9 protein-coding genes are annotated in these 13,369 nt (G+C 43.6%); 8 read left to right on the top strand and 1 reads right to left on the bottom strand.

Annotated features, from left to right (window positions below):
* Positions 1 to 21: 21 nt before the first annotated feature.
* Positions 22 to 204, bottom strand: a complete 183-nt coding sequence (locus M0N77_RS11200; RefSeq protein WP_353105261.1) for a hypothetical protein — start codon at positions 202 to 204, stop codon at positions 22 to 24.
* A gap of 302 nt (positions 205 to 506) precedes the next feature.
* Here M0N77_RS11200 and M0N77_RS11195 point away from each other — a divergent pair, with 302 nt between their 5' ends.
* From M0N77_RS11195 to M0N77_RS11160, 8 genes are all read left to right on the top strand, one after another.
* Positions 507 to 1,856, top strand: a complete 1,350-nt coding sequence (locus M0N77_RS11195; RefSeq protein ID WP_353105260.1) for an FAD-dependent oxidoreductase — start codon at positions 507 to 509, stop codon at positions 1,854 to 1,856.
* Positions 1,857 to 2,090: 234 nt separating this feature from the next.
* Complete coding sequence (locus M0N77_RS11190) at positions 2,091 to 3,401, top strand: efflux RND transporter periplasmic adaptor subunit (protein ID WP_353105259.1); 1,311 nt, start codon at positions 2,091 to 2,093, stop codon at positions 3,399 to 3,401.
* Positions 3,398 to 6,475, top strand: a complete 3,078-nt coding sequence (locus tag M0N77_RS11185) for an efflux RND transporter permease subunit (RefSeq protein ID WP_353105258.1) — start codon at positions 3,398 to 3,400, stop codon at positions 6,473 to 6,475. The genes M0N77_RS11190 and M0N77_RS11185 overlap by 4 nt, the downstream gene beginning before the upstream one ends.
* Before the next feature lie 461 nt (positions 6,476 to 6,936).
* The gene (locus M0N77_RS11180) at positions 6,937 to 8,538 is read left to right on the top strand and encodes a transferrin-binding protein-like solute binding protein (protein WP_353105257.1); all 1,602 of its coding nucleotides are present in this window, start codon (positions 6,937 to 6,939) and stop codon (positions 8,536 to 8,538) included.
* 162 nt (positions 8,539 to 8,700) lie between these two features.
* Positions 8,701 to 10,137: a porin family protein gene (locus M0N77_RS11175; protein WP_353105256.1), complete on the top strand. Its 1,437-nt coding sequence runs from the start codon at positions 8,701 to 8,703 to the stop codon at positions 10,135 to 10,137.
* 51 nt (positions 10,138 to 10,188) lie between these two features.
* A complete protein-coding gene (locus M0N77_RS11170; RefSeq protein ID WP_353105255.1) occupies positions 10,189 to 11,463 on the top strand; it encodes a lipoprotein-releasing ABC transporter permease subunit in 1,275 nt (424 codons plus the stop codon).
* A gap of 40 nt (positions 11,464 to 11,503) precedes the next feature.
* Complete coding sequence (locus tag M0N77_RS11165; protein ID WP_353105254.1) at positions 11,504 to 12,142, top strand: YceI family protein; 639 nt, start codon at positions 11,504 to 11,506, stop codon at positions 12,140 to 12,142.
* 203 nt (positions 12,143 to 12,345) lie between these two features.
* A complete protein-coding gene (locus M0N77_RS11160) occupies positions 12,346 to 13,284 on the top strand; it encodes a DMT family transporter (RefSeq protein ID WP_353105253.1) in 939 nt (312 codons plus the stop codon).
* The last annotated feature ends 85 nt before the right edge of the window (positions 13,285 to 13,369 follow it).

Below are 13,369 nucleotides of genomic sequence, written 5' to 3'. Positions count from 1 at the left end.
ATACTTAAGTGGACGAAAAACTTATTTATCTTTCTTGTCTTTTTTGTCTTTCTTTTCACTCTTATCTTTCTTCTCAGACTTCTCTTTTTTCGCCTTCTTTACCTCTTTTTTGAGATCTTTGAGCTTCTTTTTTTGCTTCTCAATCTTCGCTTCTGTATCTTTGATATCTTTTTTAAGATCTTTTACTTTCTCTTTATTAGCCATGAGTAACTCCTTGGTTTATGATTAAGACGATTGATTATCAACAGTCTTAGTATCATTACAAAATCAAAGTAGCCTAAAAATAAACTTCGCTACTCACTGATTAAAAAACCATGATGTTGTAATGGGTTTGTAATACCCTTATTGATAGTAGCAGATTGTCACAATAACTCAAGACCATGCTGTAGCTAGTGTGTAAGTTTTGTTAAATATAGCTTATAGTTAACATTACTATCAACTCTTTAAGATAATTAGGATAGGACTGCTATATAAAAATAAGGATATATAAAAACAAGGACGAGGCTATGAGAATCGATAAGCAAAGCAGTTTTGAAGACAAATCTTTTTGGTTACGTAGCTATGGACAATACTTAGCTAACCCAGTTCTTAGCGCTAATATTAAAGCGGACGTTTGTATCATCGGTGGCGGCTTTACGGGTCTGAGCACAGCCTATGAGTTTAAAAAAATAAACCCAAATGCGACAGTCGTTGTTATTGAGGCAGCAGTTATTGGCTACGGAGCTAGTGGACGAAACGGCGGCTTTAGTATGAAACTATTCGGCCTTGAGCCTGAGGTCACGGTCACGCGCTGGGGCAAGCAAAAGACCATTGAAGCACACCAGTATATGACTAAAGCGGTCGCGCATGTGCAGCAGTTGGTAGCTGAGCACGATTTTGATTCAGATTATAATCATACAGGTATGCTGCGAGTGGCTTATAGCGATAGGCAGCGCAAACGGCTTGATAACAGCTATGAGCTGTTCCAAAAGCTTGGCATCGCAAGCGATATGTCTTGGCTTGATAAAGAATCGCTAGCTGCTGAGTTTAAAACCGATAAATTCTTGAGCGCTACTTATGAGACTGAAACGGGTCTGCTAAATCCTGCTAAGCAAGTCAGGGAGCTTAAAAGAATTTGTCTAGAATTAGGGGTACAGCTCTATGAGAGGACGCCTGCTATAGATATTCAACAATCTCGTACAATCAAAGTTATAACGCCAAAAGGGAGTATTACTAGTGACAAATTAGTCATTGCTACTAATGGTTATTCTCATACTTTATCCGGTCTCAATCTTAAACGCCAGCAGCTACCGGTCTGGACTTATCAAATTATCACTGAGCCTTTGAGCAATGAGCAATGGCAATCGATTGGATGGCAAAAAAGACAAGCTTTTGAGGATAATAGGCATTTGGTACATTATTTTCGGCCGACAGTGGAGGGTCGTATCGCGATGGGCGGCGGCAGTATTGATGTCAGCTACGGCGATAATATGGACAAAGATAGTAATGCAAAGGCTTGGCAGCACTGCGAGGATCATCTCAAATGGCTGTATCCGCAATTACAAAACCTAAAGATAGCTTACCGGTGGGGCGGGCCTACCTCTGTTAATTTGGATATGACGCCAGAGATTGGTTATCTAAACTCAAACAAGATCATTTATAGCTGCGGCTGTATCGGTCATGGAGTGTCATTAACCCATCTTAATGGCAAGCTTATCGCCCAGCTATTAAGTGATCAAAGTAGCGACTTGACCGACTTTTGGATAGTTAATAGAAAGGCTATTCGGCTACCGGGGGATATTATCAGCTGGTGCAGCGCTAAAGTGCTTAGTCAAGGATTGAGCTTGGCCGACAAGTTTGATGAGCGTCATCTTTGATAGCGATTGATATTATTTCAATTAGATTCAGTAGCTTACTCAAAGATTTTTGACACTGAATATAGACGCGCAAGATATCTGTATTTATTGACGCGCTGATGAGATAAGCTACAATGTCAAAAATCTATCCGTATTTTTAATTTATTTTTTAGCCTAGTATTAGCTGTTTTTTAATAGTGAAAAGATGAGTAGTCGCCAGATATTCGTTATTGCGCTTATTTATAGAGACCGTTTATGAGTGACCTTCAAGATCCCAATGACAAGCCAGTAGTCGATGCTAAGCCAATCAATCAAGCTGAGCTACCGCCGTATCGTCAGCCGCAGATCGCAAGCACTAAGGACAAAATGCCAGCTTGGCTCATACCGGTATTAATAGCTATGCTAGTCATTGGTGTGCTTTTAGGTCGGTATTGGGGAGATGAAAAAGAGGCGAGTGTGGAGCCAGCAGTCGCTACTGAAACCTCGACGGCAAAGGCCGCTGATAGCGAAAATAGTGAGCAAGCGGTGCTATCTGTAGAAACTGTGATGCCAAGTCAGGATACTATCGGCAATACTTTGCGCGCGGAAGGTACTATTAGCCCTAAAGATACCGCCAATGTCAGCGCTAAGGTCAACGGCGTGGCTATTGAGCAAGTGCTAGTAGAAGAGGGTGAAAGTGTCAAAGCCGGTCAAGTATTGGCAATATTTGATACCGATGCCGCAGAGCAGCAAATACTACAAGCCGAAGCGGATGTCGCTGAAGCTGAGGCTACGCTAGCCAATGCTAGTGCTGATGCGGCGCGTGTGCTGCCACTTATCGATATTGATGCTATCAGTCGTCAAGAAGCCGATCGTTATCGCACCTCAGAGCTACGTGCTAGAGCTTCGCTACAAGCAGCAAAAGCTCGCCTTAGTAATCAAAAACTGAACTTAAACAACGCGCAAGTGCTAGCGCCAGTTAGCGGAGTGATTAGCAAAAAAATGGCCGAGGTCGGCATGGTGTCGGCAGGCGAGCCACTATTCACTATTATCAAAAATGGGGTCCTTGAATGGCAAGCCGATATCGATCCTAAACTCATTGGTGAGGTGAGCGTTGGCACCCCAGTCAAAGTAAGCTTACCCAATAATCAATCGGTCATGGGACAGGTCAGCCGCATCGCCCCAACCGCTGATAATAATCGCCAAATCACTATCTATGCTAGCTTAAATAAAAACTCAGCGGCGCGCTCTGGTATGTATCAAACTGGCGAATTCTTATTAGGTAGCGCGAGTGTACAAACGGTGCCTAATGCTGCCATCGTCAGTAATGACGGTTATGATTATGTGATGCTAGTCACTGATATTAAGACAGAGGATGGTAAAACTATCGGCCGTATCAAGCAGCAGCGCGTAAGTTTAGGCGAACGTCTTGGCGATAGCGTAGCGTTGACTGAACCGCTCCCTGTAGAGAGTCGCTTGGTCAAGCAAGGCGGCAGTTTTCTCAATGATGGTGACCTGGTGCGGGTGGTGGATGAAGAAAATAGCACCGCTAAGCCAGCAGCTACCGCTTCGCAGGCGCGCTCATGAATCTAAATGTCTCCTCCTATTCGATTAAAAACCCATTAGTCGCTATCTTGCTGTTTATCCTGCTTACCTTGGGCGGTATTTATGGCTTTATGAATATGAAAGTCCAGCAGTTTCCGGACATTGACTTGCCAGCGGTGGTTGTCACAGTGACTTTGCCGGGTGCTGCACCTTCACAATTAGAAAACGATATTGCCAAAAAGATTGAGAATAGAATCACCAGTATTGAAGGTATCAAACACATTCGTACCACTCTACAGACAGGGGCGGCGACTATTGCCTCTGAATTCGTGCTAGAAAAAGACATTCAAGAAGCGGTCGATGATGTGCGCTCAGCGGTAGGCGAAGTACAAGGCGATCTACCCGCCGCCGCAAACGACCCCATCATCACCAAAGTATCGACGGCTGGATTTCCAGTGATTACTTATTCGGTCGCCGCCGACAATATGAGCGTTGAGGACTTATCTTGGTTCGTTGATGACACCATTACCAAAAGGCTCTCAGATATTCCGGGCGTCAGCTCAGTCGGTCGTATCGGTGGTTTAGAGCGCGAGATTACCGTCGCTGCCGATCCGATAGCGCTCAGTGGTTTGCAGTTCTCCATCGTGCAATTATCGCAGCAAATAGCCGGTATTCAGCAAGATAGCTCAGGCGGTGAAGCAGAAGTTGGCAAGACCACGCAAACTATACGGGTGTTAGGCGCAGTAGAGCGAGCTGATGAGCTAAATGATTTGCAAATTACCGTACCGACGACAGGTACGACGCAAGCGCTTGGACGCTTAGCACAGATCACCGACGGCGCAGCTGATCCTACCTCTATCGCTAAGCTTGATGGCAAGACGGTAGTGGCCTTCGATATCACTCGCTCTCGCGGCGCTAGTGAAGTGGAGGTGATGCAGCTAGTCGATGCGGAATTAGCTAAGCTCAATGCTGAGATGAGCAACATCAGTGTCGAAAAGGTCTACGATAGAGCCACGCCAGTCGCTGAAGATTATCAAGCTTCGCTCAAGATGCTCATCGAAGGCGGTATCTTAGCGGTCATCGTGGTGTTCCTATTCCTGCGTAATGTACGCGCTACTTTTGTTGCTGCTGTTGCTTTGCCTTTATCGGTCATTCCGACTTTTTTGGCGATGTATCTGTTTGACTTTAGTCTTAATATTATTTCCTTATTGGCGCTATCTTTAGTCATCGGCGTATTAGTTGATGATGCTATCGTTGAGGTAGAAAATATCATTCGTCACTTGCGCATGGGTAAGACGCCCTATGAGGCGGCGATGGAGGCGGCCGATGAGATTGGCCTTGCGGTAGTGGCTACTACCTTTACCTTGATAGCGGTATTTTTGCCAACGGCGTTTATGGGCGGGGTGGTCGGTCAGTTTTTTCGGCAGTTTGGTTGGACCGCGGCGATAGCTATTTTTGCTTCCTTATTGGTGGCGCGGCTCATTACGCCAATGATGGCGGCTTATATCCTGCGACCAGAAAAGCATCGGGTCGAAAAACAAAGCAAGACCATGGACTGGTACCTCAAAGTCGTATCGTGGACGCTGCAGCATCGTTGGCTGACTATGGGCGCCACTTTGATACTGTTTATTGCCTCACTAACGCTAGTCAAATTATTACCGACGGCCTTTATTCCAGATAATGATATCGATCAGACGCGGGTGGCGATTGAGCTGACGCCGGATGTGGCGCTTGAGGATACTGAGCGCGTAGCCGCTATGGCAAGCGCGCGTATTTTAGCTATACCAGGGGTCACTAATATTTTTACCTCGGTAGGTGAAGCGCAGGCGGCGATGGATCCTAATTCTACCGGCGGCAAGTCGGATAATATCGGCAGCTTAGACATCGTCTTAGCGCCGCGCGCTGAGCGTCAGTCTAAGCAAGAAATTGAGCGCGAAATCAGCAGACTATTAGCAGAAGTTCCGAGTGCACGCTTTACCGTCGGGCTATCAAGCGGCGGCGAGACTGGTTATAACTTTTCATTGACCAGTACCAATCCTGAGGTGCTTGAGCAAACCGCCCAGCAAATCATGGCCGATATCCGCAAATTACCAATGGCAGGTGATGTCACTAGCGATCGTAGCTTACCGCGTCAAGAGCTAACCGTTACTCCAGATCGGCTAGCGATGGCAGATTTGGGCGTGACGACCCAAGATATCGCCACCACTTTGCGCATCGCCACCGTTGGAGATTACGAGCAGCAGCTCTCAAAGCTCAATCTCGATACGCGCCAGATTCCTATCGTGGTGCGTTTGCCTGATGTCGCCAAAGAAAACGTCAATCAGCTAGAGGGCTTATATGTACCTAGCAATAATCCAGCAGCTCAAGGCGTGCGAGTAAGCGAGGTGGCAAGCTTAGACTTCGGTACGGGGCCGGCGCAAATCAAGCGCTTGGATCGTGAGCGTGCTATTAGCATTACTGTACAGCCCGGTGATGGTGAACTCGGCGAGCTAGTACAAGCGGTCAAAAATACCACAACTATGCAAAACATACCGTCCTCGATTACTATTATCGATCAAGGGCAGGCGGAGAATATGGCAGAGCTATTTAGCGGCTTTGTCATCGCTATGTCAGTAGGTATTATCTGTATTTTGGGCGTTTTAATCTTGCTGTTCGGCAAGCTATTGCAGCCTTTTACTATTTTGATGGCGCTGCCGTTATCGATAGGTGGCGCGTTTGTGGGCTTGGTGATTACCAATAGCAGCTTGTCGATGCCGTCGATGATTGGCTTTATTATGCTAATGGGTATCGCTACTAAGAACTCTATTCTACTAGTGGATTATGCGATTATCGCGCAAAATCGCGGCCTGGCGCGCTTTGATGCCATTATCGACTCTTGCCGCAAGCGTGCACGGCCGATTATTATGACTACCATTGCGATGGGAGCGGGTATGCTGCCACTAGTCTTTGGTTGGGGCGATGCTGATCCGACTTTTCGTCGGCCAATGGCAGCGGCGGTATTAGGCGGTTTGGTGACCTCAACGCTATTGAGCTTAGTCGTTATTCCGGTAGTTTATACGCTAATGGATGATGTCTCGGCTTGGTTTAGTAAGTGGCTGGTACCGCATGGTAAATAGTAACCATTCGTTATAGATTCGGTAATAATAATGAAAGGGGTTAGTAGGATGTTTGAATTACTAATTTCCAATATTAAATATCAATTGTCTATTTTAGGTAATGATTGTTTTAACTTGCTACAAAATAAATAGATCATAAATTTGCTATAGTTAACATTTACTTATAAAAGCTTAGCAGATAGTAAGTATTATTTTATTTAATAAAAATAAATAGTGTATTTTTTTGAAATTAATTGAAACAACTCGAAAAAAGTATTGAATTCATTATGATATTACTTTAAGGTAGCGGTATAAACTTTACCCAATGTGACAACACTTTTACATTACAGAAGTTTGTATTGACATGCTGTAGGGGGTTTGATACCCTTTCAGCTAAAGTGGGAACTACCAGTCGTAGTAACTACAAAACATACTGTATCTTTATATACAAGTCGTTTTTACATCTAATTGAGGAAATCAAGATGAAACAGAAGTATCTAGCTCTAGCCCTAAGCGGCATTTTGGCGTCAATGGCTCTAACTGCTTGTGGTAGTGACAGCGACGAAAACTACATCCCACCTAACCCTAATGTTCCAGAGACTCCTGAAACTCCAGAGACTCCTGAAACTCCTGAAACTCCAGAGACTCCAGAAGTACCAGGCGGTAACAACCCTACTGATAACCCAGGTGATGCAGCAGAAGACGGTAACCGTGCTGAAAAATCTTCAGTAGTTGGTCAGCAGTACGTCCGTGGTAATGAATCTAACTTTGATAGAACTGCGGCTACTAATGGCGCGGCTGGTAATGATGCTAACAACACTGTTGTAGGTTTCCAAACTCTACAGAACAAAAAGATGACTAACATTGTTGTTGCTCAGTTCCCTGATGTTACTAACGTAACTAATGGCGTAGCCAACAATGTCAAGTACATCTTAGGTGCTGAGCCAGTATCAGTAGCTGATACTGATGTAAATAATACCAATTCTATTCAAAATGAAAATGATGTTGATTTTGGTGGCGCTAATGATGGTGAATTGAGTGCTATCATTCAAGTTCAGCAAACTTCAGCTGGTTCTGCAGCTCCTACTTATCAAGTAACGGGTCAAGAATCTTTCGTTAATGGTGTTAACAATCGTGTAACGCAAACCCCAACTGGTGGTTTTGATACAGATGGTGTAACTCCAAGTGGCGTTGTAGCTGGTGGTAATGATGTAAGAGTGTTTGGTAAACTTGCTACTACTGCTGATGAGACTGCTACTGGTTACTTCAATAGCCTTCAGTATCGTACCAAAACTGCTGCTGGTGCTGATGTAGCTATTTTCCGTACTGATGCTAACGATGCTACTAGTACAGCTATTACCGCTTTTGATCAAAGACAGCTTAAACTTAATAACGTCCAGTATGGTCGTGTTACTGGAGATCTAGATAATCTACAGCAAACTGATCTAGAAGGTCAGAACTATGTACAAGCTGATTTTGCTAATAAAGACTTCAATAGCAGTGTAGCTGGTAATACTAGCGATACTACTGATGTCTATTTCTATCGCGGTGTAGGCGAGACTACTCTTGCACAAATGGCTGCCTTAAGTGAAGGTACTTATCAGTACGCTGGTCATGCTCTAATGTATGGTATCGATAACAGCTATAGCGGTGGTCCTAGCGATGGCGGTAACTCGAATGCTCCAGCATTTGGTGTAAGCGGTAACGCAATCGGTAATTTCGTACAAGCCAATTATAACTCTGGTACTCAAAAGGTAACTGGTAGTATCTACAACGTTTGGGATAAAGGCGCTGCTAACGGTGCTTTAGAAGCGGTAGATTTAGTTACATTTAACGGTGATGTTATCGGTAACTCTGTAAAAGGTGAGTCACAACTTACTTATGGTCAGGTTCAAGATAGCAAGGGTTCATTCAAAGGTAGCTTCTTTGGTAATGGTGCTCAAGAGTTAGGCGGCGCATTGAACTCTGTTAATTCAGCTACAGGTTACGGCGATTCTAAGTGGGGCGGTGTATTCGGCGCTCAGCAGATTAGCCCTGTAGTTCCACCAATTGTTGGTGTACCACCAATCAACGGCGTTGAGTAATTCTTATTACTTAATTGATAAATTTATATAATAAAAACGACTACCGCTAGGTGGTCGTTTTTGTATCTAATGATTGACAACTTACCGATGGGAACGGTTATGCAATATTTGCGTTATTCTAGTGTGTATGGATCTTTAGCTGTAATTATAGGATGTACGAGCATGATAGCTCATGCCGCAAATCCACCATTAGCACCGCAAGACAGATCAGCAGAGACTTATGCCAAAGTTGCTGATGAATTAGTACGTCCAATTGAAGATAAGGAGCTGCTCTCAACGGAGTTGCCGTCAGAAGATTCTGGCACAACGATGACTAAGGAAGAAAGCATCGCTTATCTCAAAGATAATCCTGCTGAGTTCGAGAGGCTATTAGGTAATTTCCTTAGACAAGGAAATGCTGATGCATTAAAAGATTTATTACCCGTTTATGAACAAGTCCCAAATTACGATCCTTCTGTAGTCGACTGGGGTAACGCTATTATTGCCGCTAAGTCTGGCAATCTAGATGAAGCAGTGCGTAGGTATCGTGAGATCAATGCCAAACTACCAGAAGTGCAGATTTTGCGTTTTCAGCTAGCAATGGCGCTGTTTTATAATCGTCAGTTTGTCGCGGCAGAGTCTGAGTTTGAGCGTTTGCGTGCCGAAGCAAAAACTGAAGCTGATGTTAAGGTTATTAATAATTATATTGACGCTATCAATAAGCAAGGCAGTTGGGACTTTAATGGTTCAGTGTCTTATATGGATGACAGCAATATCACTAATGCTCCAGAGCAAGGTACTCGATTAGATCTGGGCAATGGTTCAGCACTTACTTATAATTCGCCAAGAGAGTCTGGTAAAGGCTTGAACTTTAGCTTTTATGGCGATAAGAAGTGGCTTAATGATAATAAAATATTTACCGCTGTGCATCTGAACACTTATGGTAAATATTACTGGGACAATAAAGCTTATAATGACATTACCGCTGGTATAGGTGCGGGTGTCGGCTATCAAAACGCTATTACCGAGGTAGAGTTAGTCCCTTTTTATAATAAGCGCTGGTATGCCCAAGGGGCAAACGGTGACGGCGATCTAAAGAGCTATACCGATACGACAGGTGTAAGAGTAGTTCTAAGTCAGTTCCTTTCGCCTAAGCTGCGTTACCAGGGTCTAGCGAGTTACTCAAAGTCAGATTATATAGATCGTTATGCTTTCAATGATGGCAATGATCTATTATTTTCTAACACAGCCGTTTATTTTCCTAATGGTCAGCAGTTTTTGACCTTTGGTTTAGATTACGCTACTAAAAGCTCAGATGACGAATCTCAAGCTTTTGATCGCCCAGGTATACGTGTCGGTTGGGGTCAGACTTGGCCGAAAGGTTATACTACTCAGTTAAACCTAGGCTATGCTGAGCGTAACTATGATGGCGAGGATTTCTTCGGTATCGAGCGTGAAAATAAAGAATATACCGCAGGTATAAGAGCTTGGAACCGAGCATTCTCGGTGCTTGGCTTGACCCCTAAAGTCAGCTGGAACTATAGTAAAGTCACTAGTAACTCTCCTTTTGAAGAGTACGACAAAAACGACGTTTCTTTTGAATTGACTAAAGCTTTTTAATTTTCTATTTTGTAAACTACAAAATTATCGTTGAGATAAGAGATAGTACCTATGCGCCGCCCTCTACCTTTGTTTATTGGATTGCGGTTCACCCGCTCGAAGAACGCGAATAAGTTTTTATCTTTTATCTCAGTAGTTTCTATGGCTGGTCTAATACTGGGCGTGGCGGCATTGATCGTTGTCACCTCAGTATTGAATGGTTTTGAACAAGCTCTGTCTAGTCGTATCTTAGGCATGGTGCCTCAAGTCTCCATTTATAGCTCTCAGCCTTTACAGGACTGGAAGCCCTATGCTCAGCAAATACAAGATAATGATAGTAATGTCATAGGCGCTGCCCCCTTCGTACAGGCACGCGGGATGTTATCTATAGCTGGTGAAGTCAATAGCACTATACTAAATGGCATAGAACCCAGATACGATCCAGCTGTTTCTATTCTTAAAGAAAACATGATAGCTGGCGACTTAGATAGCTTAGCGACAGCTAGCGGTAATATAATTTTGGGCAAATATACTGTAGATAAGTTTGGCTTAGAGCTAGGAGATGAGGTAAGTATCATCATCTCAAAGCCTTCTGATTCCTCTATCGGTATGACGCCCACCTTTCATACTTATACTCTTACTGGGATTTTCCATGTCAGTCAAGAGCTAGACAAGTGGATGAGCTACATCGCCATGGATGATGCCTCTGACGTCTTAAACCTATCTCATGGCGCGGTAGCTATTCGTCTAAATCTACAAGACGTATTCGTCTCCAAGCAATCAGCGGATAAAGCCTTAGCTAACGCTACTAATACCTTACAAACGCTATCTAATCCTCCTACTGGATTGAATTTTACCGCAGGAGACTGGACGCAAACGCATGGTAGTCTATACAGCGCTATCCGTGTACAAAAGACTATTATGTCCCTATTACTATTCTTAATTATCCTAGTAGCCGCCTTTAATGTGGTTTCTACTTTGGTTATGAGTGTCACTGATAAAAGATCCGATGTTGCAATATTAAAAACCTTTGGCGCCTCTTCACAGCTTATTTCACGTATATTTATGATTCAAGGTGCAGTATTAGGAGCTTTTGGCATAATTATGGGATTATTGCTTGGCTTGTTTTTATCTTTAAGCATTCCAAGTGTTTCCGCTTGGATCAATAGCACTTTTAGTTTGGGACTATTCGATAACTATTTTGTTGAAGAATTACCTTCTGATATACAATTGCTAGATGTAGTAGTGATTTTGGTGTCATCTTTAGCTATGGTATTACTCTCTACTATTTATCCTTCGCGCAGTGCAGCTAGGATTGAGCCTGTAAAAGCATTAAAAGGGGAGTAAAGTTATTTTACCTACTAAGTAAATCACCAAGGAATGTATTATGTATCCTCTATCCTTCAAACGGTTTATCGCTAGCTCTCGTCAGCCGATAGCAACATTATCCACGCTATCTATCGTATTTATCTCTATGGCGCTGCTAGGTACTATCAGCAGTCAGGCGGCGACTTATCTGCTTGTTCCTGATAACTCTAACGTTCGTTTTGAGATTGATCATTTCAATACCTCGACCAACTCAGGTGGCTTTTATAATTTGACGGGGCAAGTGGAGTACGATGCTCAAGCCAAATTAGGTAAAGTCTCTATAGTTATTCCGATTAATAGTCTTAATACCGGTAATATTGCCTTTGATAACGTGTTAAAAGGTGCTGATTTTTTTGAAGTTGAGAAGTATCCTTTAGCCACCTTTGACTCTACCAAGTGGTATTTTGCTGATGATAAGTCAGAGTCGCCAGTGACGAAAGTCGAGGGTAATTTGACTATGCATGGTCAAACTCATCCCATTACCTTGAGCGCTACTAAGTTCAACTGTTATTTTAGTTTTATCGCCAAAAGCTCGGTCTGTGGTGGCGATTTTACTACTACTATTGATCGTCGAAAATGGGATATGGGCAAATATAGCTTGTTAGGAATTACTGAAAAAGTAGTGTTAAAAGTACAAATCGAAGCGGCTAAACAGTAGTTTTATCTAAATCGTAGTGACATTAACGGCTGTTAAAGGATGCTTAATACTCATACAAGGCCAAGATTTAATGATGAGTCTTGGCCTTTTGATTTACTGCTATCATAGGCCATGAATAAACTTCACTAGCTAGTTTTATGGCTTTATTTTTATACTAAGTTTGTGACTAAACTCGTTAATAAGATTAGCTTTATGGATAAGCAATGAGTCAGATGTCTAAACAGCCGATAGCGCGTAAGCCCAGTACTTGGCTCACTGCTTTAGCTTGTCTAATAGTGGGCGGAGGACTATTGGGAATCTCCACTAACTTGGCAAAGTATGCGGTGGAGATTGGCCTGACGCCGTTAGCTTTTTTATTTTGGTCTATTAGTGGTGCCGCCATTATTCTATCGATAGTGGCTTATACGCGAGGTGAGCTTCTAGCGCCCAGCACACGTAGTTTTGAGTATTATATAGTCGCCGCGTTAGTCAGTGTAGCGGGCTCTAACTTGATATTTTTCTCAGCCATTCCTCATGTTGGCGCAAGTTTTGTGGCGCTCATTATCTCTTTGCCGCCATTATTGACTTATCTAGCAGCACTAGCTATACGCCTTGAGCGTTTTAGTATGCTGCGCGCTGTCGGTGTTTTCGCTGCCTTGGCTGGGGCAGGAGTATTGGCAGCTCGCAAGTTTTCAGCGCCAGAAGCCAGTGTGTTTTGGATTTTACTAGCGCTTTGTGGGCCGGTGTTACTGGCTATTGGCAATATTTATCGTAGCTTACGCTGGCCTGATAATGCTTCACCCATCGCGCTTGCTCCTGGTATGCTGATAGCTGCGGCTATTATGCTAGGATTAGTTGGACTGCTGCCTTCTTTTACTTTAGCTATTCCTACTATCACGGTGCTACCTGTTGGTTTGATTGTGCTGCAAGCCTGTATTTTTGCGGGTCAGTTTTTATTACTATTTGTATTACAAATCACCGGCGGGCCCGTTTTATTAAGCTTACTTGGCGCGGTTGGCGCGGTAGTGGGAGTGCCTGTGGCTATCTTTTTGCAAGGTGAGTCGCCCCCAGAAGGACTATTACTAGGCGGAGTATTGATTGCACTAGGAGTTGCGTTAGTGACTTTAGGCGGCATGAAAATGATGAAGACCGTTGAGAGTTAATTTAACGATAATAAATCTTAGCCGCCTCATTATTAAAAGTCTGTACACCATTTTTAAAGCCTGCCAAGGCTTGCGCATTAGTGCG

It is taken from the genome of Psychrobacter sp. AH5, assembly GCF_040371085.1.
Classification (GTDB): domain Bacteria; phylum Pseudomonadota; class Gammaproteobacteria; order Pseudomonadales; family Moraxellaceae; genus Psychrobacter.
The sequence above is the reverse complement of the archived record's forward strand: the minus strand, read 5'-3'. Positions and strand labels throughout refer to the sequence as shown.